The organism is Pantoea sp. Fr-CA_6 (genome assembly GCF_024520895.1).
Taxonomy (GTDB): Bacteria; Pseudomonadota; Gammaproteobacteria; order Enterobacterales; family Enterobacteriaceae; genus Pantoea; species Pantoea agglomerans.
The window spans coordinates 51794-68456 of sequence record NZ_JALNPO010000001.1 but is presented as its reverse complement, the minus strand read 5'-3'; the positions used below and the strand labels follow the sequence as shown (position 1 = coordinate 68456).

General features: G+C 56.0%; 14 protein-coding genes. 6 read left to right on the top strand and 8 right to left on the bottom strand.

Annotated elements, in window-relative coordinates; genetic code table 11:
* Positions 1-207: 207 nt before the first annotated feature.
* The 5 genes from NR201_RS00315 to pdeR all read left to right on the top strand — a co-directional run bounded on the left by NR201_RS00315 (position 208) and on the right by pdeR (position 9257).
* The gene (locus NR201_RS00315) at positions 208-2511 is read left to right on the top strand and encodes an FdhF/YdeP family oxidoreductase (RefSeq protein ID WP_033757827.1); all 2304 of its coding nucleotides are present in this window, start codon (positions 208-210) and stop codon (positions 2509-2511) included.
* 112 nt (positions 2512-2623) lie between these two features.
* Positions 2624-4558, top strand: coding sequence for an exoribonuclease II (locus NR201_RS00310; RefSeq protein ID WP_191913939.1), 1935 nt, complete (start codon positions 2624-2626; stop codon positions 4556-4558).
* Between the two features lie 201 nt (positions 4559-4759).
* On the top strand, positions 4760-6829 hold the full coding sequence (locus NR201_RS00305) for a carbon starvation CstA family protein (RefSeq protein WP_010244523.1): 2070 nt from the start codon (positions 4760-4762) through the stop codon (positions 6827-6829).
* Positions 6822-7112 (top strand): YbdD/YjiX family protein, encoded by a 291-nt coding sequence (locus NR201_RS00300; protein ID WP_010670244.1) that lies wholly within the window; start codon positions 6822-6824, stop codon positions 7110-7112. The genes NR201_RS00305 and NR201_RS00300 overlap by 8 nt, the downstream gene beginning before the upstream one ends.
* Before the next feature lie 159 nt (positions 7113-7271).
* A complete protein-coding gene (gene pdeR, locus NR201_RS00295; protein ID WP_191913940.1) occupies positions 7272-9257 on the top strand; it encodes a cyclic di-GMP phosphodiesterase in 1986 nt (661 codons plus the stop codon).
* A 12-nt stretch (positions 9258-9269) separates the two neighbouring features.
* Here pdeR and NR201_RS00290 read toward each other — a convergent pair whose 3' ends face one another.
* The 3 genes from NR201_RS00290 to araD form a co-directional block, all read right to left on the bottom strand.
* The gene (locus NR201_RS00290) at positions 9270-10136 is read right to left on the bottom strand and encodes a crotonase/enoyl-CoA hydratase family protein (protein WP_003853843.1); all 867 of its coding nucleotides are present in this window, start codon (positions 10134-10136) and stop codon (positions 9270-9272) included.
* Between the two features lie 144 nt (positions 10137-10280).
* Positions 10281-11264, bottom strand: coding sequence for a 2-keto-3-deoxygluconate transporter (kdgT, locus tag NR201_RS00285; RefSeq protein ID WP_010244511.1), 984 nt, complete (start codon positions 11262-11264; stop codon positions 10281-10283).
* Between the two features lie 218 nt (positions 11265-11482).
* Entirely contained in the window at positions 11483-12181 is a 699-nt protein-coding gene (gene araD, locus NR201_RS00280) for an L-ribulose-5-phosphate 4-epimerase (RefSeq protein WP_010244508.1), read from the bottom strand.
* Between the two features lie 347 nt (positions 12182-12528).
* On the opposite strand from araD, the gene osmB reads away from it, so the two are divergent.
* Positions 12529-12744, top strand: a complete 216-nt coding sequence (gene osmB / locus NR201_RS00275; protein ID WP_003853848.1) for an osmotically-inducible lipoprotein OsmB — start codon at positions 12529-12531, stop codon at positions 12742-12744.
* Between the two features lie 77 nt (positions 12745-12821).
* On the opposite strand, the gene yciH is transcribed toward osmB, so the two are convergent.
* The 5 genes from yciH to pgpB all read right to left on the bottom strand — a co-directional run bounded on the left by yciH (position 12822) and on the right by pgpB (position 16440).
* The gene (yciH, locus tag NR201_RS00270) at positions 12822-13145 is read right to left on the bottom strand and encodes a stress response translation initiation inhibitor YciH (RefSeq protein ID WP_010244495.1); all 324 of its coding nucleotides are present in this window, start codon (positions 13143-13145) and stop codon (positions 12822-12824) included.
* Positions 13145-13864, bottom strand: coding sequence for an orotidine-5'-phosphate decarboxylase (gene pyrF, locus NR201_RS00265; protein ID WP_022625580.1), 720 nt, complete (start codon positions 13862-13864; stop codon positions 13145-13147). The genes yciH and pyrF overlap by 1 nt, the downstream gene beginning before the upstream one ends.
* Before the next feature lie 198 nt (positions 13865-14062).
* The gene (gene lapB / locus NR201_RS00260; RefSeq protein ID WP_010244490.1) at positions 14063-15232 is read right to left on the bottom strand and encodes a lipopolysaccharide assembly protein LapB; all 1170 of its coding nucleotides are present in this window, start codon (positions 15230-15232) and stop codon (positions 14063-14065) included.
* A 6-nt stretch (positions 15233-15238) separates the two neighbouring features.
* On the bottom strand, positions 15239-15547 hold the full coding sequence (locus NR201_RS00255) for a LapA family protein (RefSeq protein WP_010670247.1): 309 nt from the start codon (positions 15545-15547) through the stop codon (positions 15239-15241).
* Positions 15548-15681: 134 nt separating this feature from the next.
* Entirely contained in the window at positions 15682-16440 is a 759-nt protein-coding gene (gene pgpB / locus NR201_RS00250) for a phosphatidylglycerophosphatase B (RefSeq protein ID WP_060680299.1), read from the bottom strand.
* Positions 16441-16663: the final 223 nt, after the last annotated feature.

The window sequence follows — 16663 nt, the reverse complement described above, 5'->3', positions numbered from 1 at the left end:
AACTCCCGTTATCAGCAGGTTAAAGGCGGGTAAAATCTGACCAGCATCACATTTCTGGCTTATGCACGATAAACGCCAGCTATCGCACCATTAAGTCAATCAATTAGACAAGGTATGAGGATAGCTGCAGACTTCCTTTCACCATCAGGATATAACCTGATAACAAACACCAAACAATAATTCCTACTATAAAAGCCTGCACTCAATATGAAATTTAAACGCCAAATCAAACCCTATCGCGCGGCAGCGGGCGGCTGGGGTTCACTGGAAGCCACCACGCGTTTCGTTCTTGACAGCAAAGCGGCCCTGAAAAATATGCGCAACCTGATGCGCATGAACAAAGCACGCGGTTTTGACTGTCCAGGCTGCGCCTGGGGTGATGACAATAAAAGTACCTTCAGCTTCTGCGAGAATGGCGCCAAAGCGGTGACCTGGGAAGCGACACGCCGGATGGTCGACACCGACTTTTTCGCCAAACACAGCGTAACCACGCTCTATACCCAGAGTGACTACTTCCTGGAGTATCAGGGACGTCTGACTCATCCGCTGCGCTACAACGCGGAAACCGATCACTACGAGCCCATCAGCTGGGATGATGCGTTTGCGCTGATCGCGCAGCACATCAAGGCGATGGATCATCCGGATCAGATGGAGCTCTACACCTCCGGTCGCGCCAGCAATGAAGCCTCCTGGCTCTATCAGCTGTTTGGTCGCCTGATGGGGACCAATAACTTCCCTGACTGCTCCAATATGTGCCACGAAGCCAGCGGCACCGGCCTGAAGCGCAGCATTGGCGTCGGTAAAGGCACCATTCGTCTGGATGATTTCGACCACGCAGATGCCATTTTTGTCTTCGGTCAGAATCCCGGCACTAACCATCCGCGTATGCTGCACAGCCTGCGTCACGCTGCCGATCACGGTGCGAAAATCGTCACCTTTAATACCCTGCGTGAACGCGGTCTGGAACGTTTTGCCGATCCGCAGAAACCGCTGGAAGTGGTGACTTCGAAAGCGGGCAACATCAGCTCCTCCTATTACCAGCCGAACCTGGGCGGTGATATGGCGGCGGTGCGCGGCATGGTGAAATCCCTGCTGGAAACCCACCGCGCGCGTCTGGCGGCTGGCGAAAGCGGCCTGTTCGATCAGACCTTTATCAATGCTAAAACCAACGGCATTGAGGCGTATCTCGACGCCGTGGATAACACCAGCTGGATGCAGATTGTGGCGCAGTCGGGCCTGACGCAGGCGCAGATCCGTGAAGCCGCGGCGATCTACCAGAGCGCTGACCGGGTGATCTGTACCTGGGCGATGGGTATCACCCAGCACAAACACTCTGTCGACACGGTGCGCGAGATCACCAACCTGCAGTTGCTGTTTGGCCAGCTGGGTAAAAAAGGCGCAGGCCTCTGCCCGGTTCGTGGTCACAGTAATGTGCAGGGCAACCGCACCATGGGCATCGATGAGAAACCGGCGAAAGCCTTCCTTGATGCGCTGGGGAATCATTTCAATTTCGAGCCCCCGCGTGCGGCAGGCCACAACACCGTGGAAGCGCTGAACGCCATGCTGCGTGATGAAGTGAAAGTGCTGATCGCGCTGGGTGGCAACCTGGCGGCGGCCGCACCCGACTCACCGCGCACCGAAGAGGCGATGTCACGCTGTGGTCTGACCGTGCATATCAGCACCAAACTGAACCGCAGCCATCTGGTGCCGGGTCACGATGGGCTGATTCTGCCGACGCTGGGCCGCACCGAGCGCGATCTGCAGGCCACCGGCAATCAGTTTATTACCGTGGAAGACTCTTTCAGCATGGTGCACGCCTCTGAAGGGATCGGTATTCCGCTGGCGGAAACACAGCGTTCAGAGACCTGGATTGTTGCCGGTATCGCCGAGGCGGTGCTGGGTGATGAAAAAGTGAAATGGCGCGAGCTGGCGGGTGATTACAACCTGATCCGTGAGCACATCGCCGCGACGATCCCGGGCTTTGCCGACTTTAACGCAAAATGTGACATCCCGGGCGGTTTCTATCTGGGCAACGCAGCAGCCGAGTTGCGCTTCAATACCCCGAGCCAGAAAGCGGAATTTAACGCCTCAGCGCTGCCGACCTCACTGTTCCCGAATCTTGATCAGGACGTGCCTTTTACCCTGCAGACACTGCGTTCGCACGACCAGTACAACACCACCATTTACGGCCTTGATGACCGTTACCGTGGCGTGTTTGGTCAGCGTGAAGTGGTGTTCATCAACCCGGACGATATGGCAGACCTGGGCTTTACCGAAGGCCAGAATGTCGATATTGAAACGCTGTGGAATGATGGCATTACCCGTCGCGTCAGCGGATTCAAACTGGTTCCCTACAATATTCCGCGCGGTAACCTGGCGGCCTATTATCCGGAAACCAACCCGCTGGTGCCGCTGAACAGCTTTGGTGATGACAGTGGTACACCGACCTCTAAATCGGTGCCGGTGAAGCTGGAACTCTCTGAGGCACTGGCCGATCAGCGCATCGCCTGACAGCCCTTTCACTCCCCCCTAAAAAGCCGGCTCGTCCGGCTTTTTGCCTTGCCGCGCGACGTCGATTCGCGTAAAACTGTCAGCCGCAATCAGCCAACGAAACGTAAAAATTATGTTCCAGGATAACCCGCTGCTCGCGCAGCTGAAAGAGAAGCTCCATTCGCAAACGCCTCGTGCTGAAGGCGTCGTAAAAGGCACTGAAAAAGGCTTCGGCTTTCTGGAAGTCGATGCGCAAAAAAGCTACTTCATTCCGCCACCGCAGATGAAGAAAGTGATGCACGGCGATCGCATCACCGCCGTGATCCACAGCGATAAAGATCGCGAAAGCGCTGAGCCGGAAACCCTGGTTGAGCCGTTCCTGAGCCGCTTTGTTGGCCGGGTTCAGAAGAAAGACGATCGCCTGTCGATTGTGCCGGATCACCCCCTGCTGAAGGATGCGATCCAGTGTCGCCCTGCGCGCGATGTCAGCCATGAGTTTGAGAATGGTGACTGGGCCGTGGCGGAGATGCGTCGCCATCCGCTGAAAGGCGATCGCGGCTTTTATGCCGAACTCACCGATTTTATTGTCAAAGCTGATGACCATCTGGCGCCGTGGTGGGTGACGCTGTCGCGTCATAACCTTGAGCGTGAAGCGCCCGATGTCAGTTTTGGCGAGATGCTGGATGAAAATCTGACGCGTGAAGATCTGACCGCGCTGGATTTCGTTACCATCGACAGCGCCAGCACCCAGGATATGGATGATGCGCTCTTTGCGGAAGCACTGGACGATGGCGCCCTGCGTCTGACCATCGCTATCGCCGACCCTACCGCCTATGTGCCGGAAGGCAGTCAGCTCGATAAGCTGGCGGCGCAGCGTGCGTTTACCAACTACCTGCCGGGCTTTAACATCCCGATGCTGCCGCGCGAACTCTCTGATGATGTCTGCTCGCTGCGTCCGAATGTGCGCCGTCCGGCCCTGGCCTGCCGCGTGACCGTGGCAGCCGATGGCAGCTTAGGTGATGACGTTGAGTTCTTTGCCGCCTGGATCGAATCCAAAGCCAAGCTGGCGTATGACGACGTCTCTGACTGGCTGGAAAACAGCGGCGCATGGCAGCCGGAAAGTGAGGCGATTGCTGAACAGATTCGCCTGCTGCATCGCCTCTGCCTGGCGCGCAGCGAATGGCGTCAGACCCACGCGCTGGTGTTTAAAGATCGCCCGGATTACCGCTTCCTGCTGGGTGAAAAAGGTGAAGTGCTGGAGATTGTGGCTGAACCGCGCCGCATCGCTAACCGCATTGTTGAAGAGTCTATGATTCTGGCCAACGTCTGCGCGGCGAAAGTGCTGCGTGACCGTCTCGGTTTTGGTATCTACAACGTCCATGCCGGTTTCGATGCCACCAATGCTGAACAGGCCGCGGCCGTGCTGGCCAACCATGGTATTACCGTGGATGCGCAGGCAATCACCACGCTAGAAGGTTTCCGCGTGCTGCGTCGTGAGCTTGATGCCCAGCCAACCCAGTTCCTCGACAGCCGGATCCGTCGCTTCCAGACCTTCGCTGAGATCAGCACCGAGCCTGGCCCGCACTTTGGCCTGGGACTTGAGGCTTACGCCACATGGACCTCACCGATTCGTAAGTTCGGCGACATGGTCAACCATCGTCTGCTGAAAGCGATTATTCGCGGTGAGCAGATCGCTCGTCCGGATGATGCGCTGACGGTGACGATGAGTGAGCGCCGCCGCCTGAACCGCATGGCGGAACGTGATGTTGGCGACTGGCTCTACGCCCGTTATCTGGCGCCGTTTGCGGCAACCGACCGTCGCTTCAGCGCCGAAATTATCGATGTGTCACGTGGTGGCATGCGTGTTCGCCTGCTGGAGTTTGGCGCAGTCGCCTTTATCCCGGCGCCGTTCATTCACGCGGTGCGTGATGAGCTGATCTGCAGCCAGGAAAATGGCAGCGTTCAGATCAAAGGCGAAGTGGTTTACCGTGTGACCGATGTGATTGATGTCACCATCGCCGAAGTCCGCATGGAAACCCGCAGCGTCGTGGCGCGTCCCGCCGTCTGAGTAGTGACGTACTGAGCAGTCAATCGGGCGGGATAACTCCGGTTATCCCGTCTGTTTCCACCCCGCCCGCATTGCAAAAAAGTTAAATTTGTACCCCGCTTCACACTTCTCCACTGATTAACTTTCACTTACATTCCATTACATTAAGTTTGACTCGTTGTTTTCGATCGCTTTCCTCTCGGTCCTCACAAGGAGTTAGTCATGAAAAACGTCAAAACCAGTGCGATCTGGTTAGTGGTGGCGTTAATCGGCGCGGGCGCTTTCGCCATGCTGGCCCTCAGCCGCGGCGAACACGTCAACGCAGTCTGGCTGGTGATAGCCGCTGTCGCCTGTTACAGCATCGCTTATCGCTTCTACAGCCTGTTTATCGCCCGCAATATTTTCGAACTGGACGACCGCCGGATGACGCCTGCCGAGCGGCTGAGCGACGGGCTCGATTATGTCCCGACCAATAAATGGGTGCTGTTTGGTCACCACTTCGCGGCTATTGCCGGTGCCGGCCCGCTGGTGGGTCCGATTCTGGCGGCGCAGATGGGCTTTCTGCCTGGCACCATCTGGATCCTGGTCGGGGTGATGCTGGCGGGTGCGGTACAGGATTTCCTGATCCTGTTTATCTCAACCCGTCGTGATGGCCGTTCACTGGGCGAGATGGCGCGGCAGGAGCTGGGTGCGTTTGCCGGTGTGGTGACCATGCTCGGCGCGCTGGGCGTCATGATCATTATCCTGTCGGCGCTGGCGCTGGTGGTGGTCAAGGCGCTGGCGAACAGCCCGTGGGGACTGTTTACCATCGCGGCCACCATTCCGATTGCGCTGTTTATGGGCGTCTACATGCGCTTTATCCGGCCCGGTAAAATCGCCGAAGTGTCGTTAATTGGCTTTGTGCTGATGATGGCGGCGATTATCTATGGCGGTGACGTAGCCCAGCATCCTTACTGGGGGCCCTTCTTTACCCTGAAAGGCACCTCACTGACCTGGGTGCTGGTGATCTACGGCTTTATTGCCTCCGTGCTGCCGGTCTGGCTGCTGCTGGCTCCGCGTGACTACCTTTCGACCTTTCTTAAAATCGGCGTGATTGTCGGGCTGGCGGTGGGGATTGTCTTTGCCATGCCAGAGATGAAAATGCCGGCGGTCACCAAATTTATCGACGGTACCGGCCCGGTCTTCTCCGGCGCGATGTTCCCGTTCCTGTTTATTACTATTGCCTGCGGCGCCATCTCCGGCTTCCATGCGCTGGTCTCCAGCGGCACCACGCCAAAACTGGTGGAGCGGGAAAGTCATATCCGCTTTATTGGCTATGGCGCGATGCTGATGGAATCCTTTGTGGCGATCATGGCGCTGATTTGTGCCTCGGTGCTCGATCCGGGCGTCTACTTTGCCATGAACTCCCCGGCTGCGCTGATTGGTACCACCGTTGAAAGCGCCTCTCAGGTGATCAACGGCTGGGGCTTTGTCGTCACGCCGGAAATGCTGAGCGGCATCGCCCGTGACGTGGGTGAAGGCTCGATCCTGTCCCGCGCAGGCGGCGCGCCAACCTTCGCGGTGGGAATGGCCCACATCATTACCGAGATCTTTAACAGCCGGGCGATGATGGCGTTCTGGTATCACTTCGCCATCCTGTTTGAAGCGCTGTTCATTCTGACAGCGGTCGATGCCGGTACCCGCGCCTGCCGCTTTATGGTGCAGGATCTGGCAGGCACCGTGGTGCCTTCTATGGCGAATAACCGCTCCTGGCTGGGCAATATGGCCGGCACGACCGTGGCGGTGGCGGGCTGGGGCTTCTTTGTCTATCAGGGCGTGGTCGATCCGCTCGGCGGCATTAACACTCTGTGGCCACTGTTTGGTATCGGCAATCAGATGCTGGCGTCCATGGCGCTGATCCTCGGCACCGTTGTGCTGTTCAAAATGAAAAAGCAGCGTTACGCCTGGGTGACTATCCTGCCAACTGTCTGGCTGTTTATCACCTCGATGACTGCCGGCTGGCAGAAAATCTTCCATGAAAAACCGTCGATTGGCTTCCTGGCGCAGGCGAATAAGTTCCGTAAAGGGCTTGATGAAGGCGTGATCATCGCCCCGGCAAAAAGCGTGGCGGATATGCAGACCATCGTCTTCAGCAATCAGATTAACGCGGCCCTGTGTGCCTTCTTTATGCTGGTGGCGGTCACGATGCTGATCTCTGCGTTCTTTGTCATTCGCCGGGCGCTGCGCAGCGATCTTCCTACTACGCATGAGTCCGTTGTGACGCTGCGCAACAAGGAGGTGCGTCATGTCTGATGCTATTCATCAGTCCCGGCGTCCGCAGGGAGAGTGGCAGATTATCCGCTGCCAGCCTGCCGCCGCCCCACAGCCACAGACATTCAGCTGGCGGGGATTCTGGCGCGGCCTGCAACAGTGTTTTCGCTTAATGGTCGGGGTGCAGGATTATCAAAAATATCTGCAGCATATGCGACTCCATCATCCCGATCAGCCGCCGATGAATGAGCGCGATTTCCACCGTTACTGTCTGGATGCCCGCTTCCCCAGCCAGGCGGGTAAACTGGGCAAATGCCCCTGCTGACCGGACTAAACAGCCCCGCACCGTCGGGGCTTTTTTGTGCCATTCTTATCTGGATGGGAAAATATATTCGGTTTGCATCTTGTGCTGGCGTCAGATGATGAATACTGTTGCTAAAATAATGAGATAACGCCTGCAGAGCACTTCCCGGAGGAAGTTTCCATGACCGATGAACAAGGGCAAACGTTGTTGTACACCCTTTTCGGTACAACCAGCCCTCATTGGCGTCTGACCGCGGACAGCGATGCGTTGCATTTTGCCGAAGATGAGTCGTCACAAACTAATATCGCCCTGCCGTTAACCCCCGGCCAGGCAGCCATGATACGCGCGATGCCGGTCATCACTTCAAGCATCAATCTGACTATGACGCTGCAGGGCATTGATGTTCCGATGCATTTTGTCGGACGCAAAGTGAACCAGGCGACCTGGGCAGGAACCGCTTCTGCCTGGGGCGATACCTCAGCGGTCGCCCGCGACTTAACCCTGGGTCTTTCATTCGCCGAACAGGTGGTTTCTGAAGCCAACTCGGTGATTGTGATCCTCGATCAGCGCGGCAATATTCAGCGTTTTAATCGTCTTAGTGAAGAATATACCGGTCTGAATGAGCATGAGGTTATTGGCCGTAACGTCTTTCAGCTCTTTATGACCAAACAGGAGGCCTCTCAGTCACGACGCAACATTACGGGCTTCTTCCGTGACGGTAACTCCTATGAGGTGGAGCGCTGGGTTAAAACCAAAAAAGGTCAGCGACTGTTTCTGTTTCGTAATAAGTTTGTTCACAGCGGCAGTGGCAAAAATGAAATTTTCCTCATCTGTTCTGGCACCGACATAACCGAGGAGCGACGCGCCCAGGAACGCCTGCGGGTGCTGGCAAACACCGATACGGTGACCGGTTTGCCTAATCGCAACGCAATTCATCAACAGATTAGCCTGGCGCTGGAGCGATCTGAGCGCGATGAGACCGGCGTGGTCTATCTCGATCTCGATAATTTCAAAAAAGTGAACGACGCCTACGGTCATATGTTCGGCGATCAGTTACTGCAGGCGGTCTCACTGGCGATTCTTAGCTGTCTGGGTAAAGACCAGACTCTGGGCCGGCTGGGTGGCGATGAGTTTGTGGTGCTGGCTGAGCACACCAGCCAGGCTGCGCTGGAGGCGATGTCCTCACGCATTCTTGAGCGCCTGCGTCAGCCTTTCCGTATCGGACTGATCGAAGTGTACAGCGGCTGCTCTATCGGGATCGCGTTCGCGCCGCTGCACGGTGAAGATCGCGAGAGCCTTATTCGCAATGCTGACACCGCGATGTATCACGCCAAAGAGAACGGTCGTGGCAAGTTCTGTGTCTTCGCGGCAGAGATGAACCAGCGGGTCTTTGAGTACCTGTGGCTGGACACCAATCTGCGTAAAGCGCTGGAGCTGGATCACCTGCTGGTGCATTACCAGCCGAAAATCGACAGTGATGGTGAAGTCCGCAGTGCCGAAGCGCTGGTACGCTGGAACTCACCCGAGCGCGGCCTGGTCTCCCCTGCTGATTTCATTCCCTATGCCGAAGAGTCGGGACTGATTGTGCCGCTGGGACGCTGGGTCATGCTCAATGTGCTGAAACAGATTATCGTCTGGCGCCAGCAGGGCATTTTTCTGCGCGTCGCCGTCAACGTGTCGGCACGTCAGCTGATTGATCAAAGCATCTATACTGACCTGAAACAGGCGCTGCATGAGGCGAATATCACCGACTGTCCTATCGATATTGAGCTCACAGAAAGCTGCCTGATAGAGAATGAAGCTGAAGCCCTGCGGCTGATGAAGCAGTTTCAGGAGCTGGGCGCACAGGTTCATCTGGATGACTTCGGCACGGGTTACTCATCGCTTTCTCAGCTCGCACGAGTGCCGATCAATGCCATCAAGCTCGACCAAAGCTTTATCCGCGATATTAATAAACAGCCCGTCTCACAATCGCTGGTACGAGCTATTGTCGCCGTCGCCAAGGCGCTCGATTTGCAGGTGATTGCAGAGGGTATTGAGACCCCGGATGAAGAGAAGTTTGTCCTTAACAGTGGTGTCGATGGGCGTCAGGGCTACTACTACGCAAAACCAATGCCCGCGGAACAGTTTGGGCATTGGCTGGCTAAGCATCCTGCCCGCGTTTAACGCTAATTCAGATTAACCCGCTTTACGCAGTGATGCGCTGTGGCGGTTTTGTAACTGAACCAGGCGTTCCATGTAAGCAATGTCTTTAGGTTCGATGGTAAAGGCGTAATCGACCCAATCTTCGGTAATATCCATCAGCTCAGCGCGTGACAGTTGCAGCACGCGCTGACGCGCTTTCAGCATTGCCCGCACGCCGTTGAGTTTAGGACGTAACGTATCGATAAAGGTGCGGGTGGCGCGGTAGCTGTCGCCGGGCTGGAAGACTTTATCCACCAGTCCGCGGGTTTCATACCACTCTGCGCTGTGGGACTCCCCTTCACAAATCAACTCCTCTGCCAGTTTCATGCCGGAACGACGCGCGACCAGTGAGTAGCCGCCCATGCCGGGAAAGAGGTTAAAAGCAATTTCCGGAAAGCCCATCCGCGCGTTGTTCTGCGCCAGAATGAAGTGATGCGCCAGCGCCGCTTCGAATCCGCCGCCTAACGCACTGCCCTCAATCATCGCCAGCGTCACCGCGCCGGTATCAAATCCCCGTGCTGCCGAATGGATGCAGTCAACGCAGGCACGGGCATAGGCCCGCAGCGCCTCACGGCGGTTATTGCGAATGCACTCGACAAAGAAGCGCAGATCGCCACCGGCGTTGAACATCTGTGGCACCAGAGAGCCGGTAACCCAGAAGTCGATCGGCAGACCGGAACGCTGAGCGGCGTAGCTCAGATTCATGATCTCTTCAATCAGTTCATGGTTAAAGCTCGGACGGGGCTGTGCACGCAACATCATCCACATAGTACGACGCCCTTCTTCGTAATAGGCGACTAACTGCGTGGTGTTGCCGACTTCGGTAAATAATCTGCACGTTGCTTGGTTAATAACTGTCATTGTCTCATCCTCTGTTTATATTTGATGCGTTAAATACGCCACATCAGCGTAATGCAGAGTGAGGCCAGACCAAATGAGAGATTGATTTACAACACAAAATCCAGAGAGATCCCCGACTCGCGCGTCGGGGATTGATTAGGCGGGTTACTTAATAGCGGCACGCTGCTCCACGGCAACATGAAGACGCTTAACACGTTTTGAATAGATGGCCGTGATGATCGGCACCAGCACGGAGGTCACAATCACGGACGTTGCCACCAGCGCCGTGGCAGCAGGGGCAATCGGTTTAAACTGCGGCAGCATCTCGGCAATCAGCACCGGTGTCGCCACCGCTGCGCCTGCCGTACTGGATGCAGCTATGCCAGCCGTGCCATCCCCGCCCCCAATCAGCCGATCGGTCAGAATGAGTGGGATACCGGTAATGATGATCACCGACACGCCCAGCATGATGCCCAGCAGTCCGGTTTCCGCAATGACACCCAGGTTAATGGTGTTACCCAGAGCAAAGGCGAAGAAAGGAATCAGCGTATGGACCGCTTTTCCGAAGAAGTCGCGCAGCTCCGGATCAAGATTCCCTAATGCAAACCCCACAATAAACGGCAGGACCGCCCCCACAAACACGTGCGGCTCGAATGAGGCGATGCCGGCGGTGCCCAGGATAACCATGGTCATTAATGGCCCGGACTCCAGAGACATCAGCACAAACGCACCCGCCTCCTCTTTGGAACCATATTGCTGCATGATCGAGGCATAAAGGCCGCCATTGGTCATATCCATGGCAGCCACCAGCGCCAGCGTCGATAACCCGGCAAACATCCCTACTTCTACGCCATTCTCCGGCATCACCCGTGAGGCGATGGCAGCCACAACCCAGGCGACGGCAATCTTGGTAAGCACCAGCGTGCCCGATTTACGCAGTACCGTCCCGGTGGCGCTGAGTTTAATCGACGCGCCCATACAGAAAAACCAGACGGCCAGAATGGGTACCGTGCCGGTCATCAGGCCGTTGGTGAAAGAACCGAAATATTTCCCGGCGCCTGGAGAAAACGTATGACAGAGTGCGCCGATAAAGAGCGGAATGAGCATCATACCGCCCGGAATTTTGTCTATTGCACGTTTGATATGCATATGGATGTCACCTTTGCTATGCCAGAGGGTGGAGCAGGAAGTGCCCGAAGGCGATGCAAGCAAAGTAGTGACTTGGGGTAATCAAAACAGTGATCGATTCGATAAAATGAAACGCTGTTTTATTTTTAATGACCTGTTGTTTTGATAACTATGATGGAGATCGCCATACCAGTCTCAGATGAGACTAAAAAAAACGGGACGCCATCGCGTCCCGCTCGCTATTTTTGCCCGTACCAGGCATTCTCGCCATGCTTTCGCAGGTAGTGCAGGTCAAGCAGTGTCTGGTTAATCGGCGGCAGATTAGCGGTCAGCTGCTGGCTGAACAGGCCCATATACGCCACCTCCTCCAGCACAACCGCGCTGTGTACCGCAGCATGAGCGTCTTTCCCCCAGGCAAACGGGCCATGAGAGTTGACCAGTACCGCCGGGATCGCAGAAGGAGACAACCCACGTTGCGCAAAAGTCTCGATAATCACCTCACCGGTGTTCCACTCGTAGTCGTGCTGAATCTCTTCATTGCGCATCGACCGGGTACAGGGGATCTCACCATAGAAGTCATCGGCGTGGGTGGTTCCCCAGGCAGGAATCGGTCGTCCTGCCTGGGCCCAGATGGTCGCATGCCGCGAATGGGTATGGACAATGCCACCCACCTCCGGCCAGGCGAGGTAAAGCGCGCGGTGCGTCGCCGTGTCCGAGGAGGGGCGTTTATCCCCTTCCACCACGTCGCCACTCGCCAGATCGACCACGACCATATCGTCGCGCTTCATCACTTCATAGCGCACGCCGGAAGGTTTAATCACCAGCAAACCCTGTTCGCGATCAACAGCGCTGACATTGCCCCAGGTGAAGGTCACCAGGTTGTATTTGGGTAGATCCAGATTCGCTTCCAGAACCTGTTGTTTCAGGTGTTCCAGCATCTATTTTCTCCTGCTGACAATCGTCCCTGAATTTTGCGGAGTCGGACGCGAAAGGGTTATGGAGCAAATGGCTATAAACGCAGAAGGAATGGCTGTGAATGCAAAAATGTGTCGTGATTTCAGAATTTTCTATCTTCGGAATTTAACCAGAACGCTTAGAATCCTCTCAGGCAATGCGTGGCCCTGTCGGGTTTACATTGCGACTCTCCCGCTACAAACGGTTTGTCCATGGTGATCACATTTCCATGCCGACACGGATGCGGCAATGATGCGACACAAGCGGGCTGAGGAAATATCGGAGCTATACTAAGAGTGTTGCCTCTGTGAGCACATCAAAGGAGAAGTGTATGACAACAACAATGAAACGAATCACTGCCGTTGTACTGGCGACTACGTTAGCTGTTGCACTGAGCGGCTGTTCTAACTGGTCTAAACGTGACCGCAACACCGCTATTGGCGCGGGCGCGGGTGCGATTGGGGGTTCAGTATTGACTAATGGTAGCGCACTCGGCACAGTCGGTGGCGCCGCTGTCGGTGGTATTATCGGTCATCAGGTCCACTAAAGACCTTATTAAAAGAATAATCGGCTACGCTAAGCATCTACACAACAATCGGGCTACTTCGGTAGCCCGATTTTTTTTCAGCCACCCGCCAGTTTGACCTTCATGCCTTTGGCTTCCAGCAGGCTTTTCAGTAAATCGCGCTTATCCCCCTGAATCTCGATAACACCCTCTTTCACCGAACCCCCGCAGCCGCACTTCTTTTTGAGTTCGGCCGCCAGCAGCGTCAATGCCGCGTCGTCCAGGTCGATACCGGTGATCAGACAGACGCCTTTTCCCTTGCGACCACTGGTCTGACGCTGGATGCGCACAATGCCATCCCCTTTTGGCCGCTCCTTCGCCGGCTCCGGCTGGGTAATGCGCCCGCTGTCGGTTGAGTAAACCAGTGGATTATCCTTCGCCATTATTGTGTCTCCAGACTGTGCAGGATCGCCTGCAGAGTGGCGGCGGGATCGGCGGATTGGGTGATCGGACGCCCGATAACCATATAGTCCACGCCCGCCTGCTTCGCCTGCTCAGGTGTCATGATGCGACGCTGATCGCCTGCATCACTGCCTGCCGGGCGAATCCCCGGCGTGACCAGCGCAAACTCCTGACCTAAAACCTGTTTGAAGCGGACAGCCTCATGGGCGGAACAGACCACACCATCCAGCCCGCACGACAGTGTCAGCTTCGCCAGTCGCTCTGCCTGTTCGGCAGGAGAAAGCGTAATGCCCAGCCCTTTGAGATCCTCTGCATCCATACTGGTCAGTACAGTCACCGCAATGAGCAGGGGCGCCTCTTTACCAAAGGGAAGCAGCGCTTCACGCGCCGCGTTCATCATCCGAGCCCCACCACTGGCATGGACGTTGACCATCCAGACCCCGAGATCGGCAGCGGCCGCCACGGCATGAGCGGTGGTGTTGGGAATATCGTGGAATTTAAGATCGAGGAAGATTTCAAAGCCGCGCTGCTGCAGAGTGTTAACCAGCGAGGGGCCAAATAGCGTAAACATCTCTTTGCCTACTTTAAGGCGGCAACTGCGGGGATCGATCTGGTCGACGAAACGCAGTGCGCTGTCGAGGTCATGATAATCCAGCGCTACCAGAATCGGCGAAGCGGTCACGTTGTGGGGTGAAGGCATGGCATTTCCTCTGCAACAGGCGCCCGCAGGCGCAATAGACAAACGGCAAGCATTCTACCTGCGGTGTCTGACCATCACAATCGCCATTGCCCTCCTGCCTGGCAAATTATGCACTGTCGCTGAGGTCTGTAAGCTAACCTGCTCTCTAGTATGTTGTAACTATAATGGGCTATTAACAGTGCAGCTGTAACGGCCGGTTTACTGGCCGTCGAGGCCACGGATGGGCTTAACTGAAGACCAGGTGCGGCAGGATGGGCAGTGCCAGTAGAGTGCGTGGGCGGTAAAGCCACACTTCTGGCAGCGATAGCGCGGCTTGGTGCGGATCTGTTCGCCAACCATGTCGCGCAACACCATCAGGCTCTCTTTCGCGCGGCCATCTTCCGCCTCATGCAGGTTTAAATCCATCAGGCGGTGGAACACCCGCATGGTAGGATGACGCTGCAGCTGACGGCTGATGTAATTCTGGGCCGCTTCGGGCCCCTGCTGCTGCTCAAGGATGTCAGACAGATAGAGCTCCGCAGCCGCGCCGGTGTTCTCTTCAACACAGCGATGAAGAAACTCTGACCAGGCGTCGGGCTGATTGAGCTGCTGGAAACAGGTCTCCAGCATCCCCAGCGTTTCACTTACCAGCTCTTTATCCTGGTCCAGCACCCGCTGCAGATGGCCCACCGCTTTAGCGTAATCGCCTTTTTCCATCAGGATACGGCCCATCATGATCGAGATACGTGCGCTGTTGCGATCGGCCGACTCCCCTTTCTTAAGCAGGCTCATGGCACGATCGAGATCGTCGCTGCTCATCGCCTGCAGAGCCAGCTCGCAGTAGAAGTGGGCTATTTCGCCTTTCTGCTTCTCTTTGCCAAGCTTAACCAGCCGCTCTGCGACTTCAATCGCCTGCTGCCAGTCGCTGGTTGCCTGGTGGATCAGCAGCAGCTGCTGCAGCGCACCCACCCGAAAGTCAGTTTCATCGGTGAGCTGCTTAAACATGTCTTCCGCGCGGTCATATAAGCCCGCCGCCATATAGTCGCGGCCCAGTTGCTGTACGGCGAGCAGTCGCTGCTCATAGCTCAGGGAGGCGCTTTCCATTAAAGCCTGATGGATGCGGATAGCGCGGTCGACCTCCCCGCGCGAACGGAACAGATTGCCCAGCGTCAGGTGTGCTTCAACCGTGCCGCTGTCCTCTTTCAGCATCTCAAGGAAGAGGTCGACCGCTTTGTCCTGCTGATTGGAGAGCAGGAAGTTTACGCCAGCGACATATTCACGTGACAGTCGGTTGGCTTCCTGTTGCTTATCCTGATGCGCGCTGCGACGGCCCATATACCAGCCATACGCTGCCGCCACCGGCAGTAACAGAAACAGCAATTCATGCATCAGGGATTATTCCCGGCCAGCCGGAGAAGATGGCGTGGTCGCCAGGGTAGTACTCTGCTCGATTTGGGTCTGCATACGCTTAATTTTCCGGTTGGCATTCGCCAGGGAGACGCGGGTCCGTAACCAGAACAGACCGCAGATGATCCAGCCAAGCACGAAACCTGCGCCAAACAGGGATGCCAGTAAGGTCGAGATGCTGAACTCACCCTGCGCCAGCAGATAGTTAAATGTAATGACCTGATCGTTATGCGCACCCAGGGTGACGGAAATAATGAAAATGACCAGTACCACTAAAAAAATCAGCAAATATTTCACAGTGCATCCTGTTGTGAGGTTGTCGGGTAGAATTATGCCAAAACTCCAGCAAAAATGCTGCTCCCAGCAGCATCGGGCGGGTCGCTTTTACGCAGGCCCGTCTAATAATATGGGGTCTTACGGGTGAATTACAATCAGGGCTCCCGCTGCGCCACCTCTTTTTGCTCTTCCGGCGGCAGCGTCAGCGGGCCACAGAATCGCTGCGCCAGCCAGGTGGCAATGGTGACCAGCAGCCAGGAAAGTATGGTTGCCATCGCCAGATCCCGTGGCCAGTGCATGCCCAGCAGCAGACGACTCGCCATTACGCCAGTGGCCCATAGAAAGATCACCACCACGGTTTTATAGTGCCGACGCGGCCAGAGCAGACCCAATGCCAGCAGCGCCCAGCTGGCGGCAAACATAGTATGTCCCGACGGGAACGCGAAACCGGTTTCAAACGCCCAGTGCCGTTTCAGCCAGCCGGGGATCTGTGTCTCATCGGCAATCAGTGAGGTTACCATCTCGCCACGCTGTTTGCGCTTCAGCTCGTAGAAGGTCTTTTCATCCAGCCCGTGATGCTGTTCCAGCCAGATCACATAGGGACGCGGCTCCTGAATCTGCTCTTTGATATAGGATTTGGTGTATTGCCCGGCCAGAATGGTGGCGTTCATGATCAGCAGCAGTAAGATAGCTGGCTTCAGCCGAAAGCGCAGGCACCAGAGCATCCAGGCACTCAGCACGACGCTGGTAACAATGCCCCAGGGGTTGGTGACGGTCTCGGTCATCCAGAAGAGACCTTTCAGCAGCGCATTGCTTTCGCCTGGTTGCCAGCGCCAGCCGCTCAGCCAGACTGCAACCGGCATGATCAGCAGCAGCAGCATTCCAAAGGTGGTACGACGTGAAATCTTAAACATCCTCTTCCCTTATCCCGGCGTCAAAAGAGAGCAATTGCATAACTTTAGCTTAAAAAAGAATAACATAACCGTTGCCGATTGGATAATTGTGCTTTATCACTGCAATTGGTATCAGAGATTACCAGCCCGCTTGCGGGTTGTGGCACAATATTGCACGTTTGTCGGGCCACACTGGCCTGTGCACTATCATGATGATAGTGCATCCTCTGAAGGTTCTGGAGAG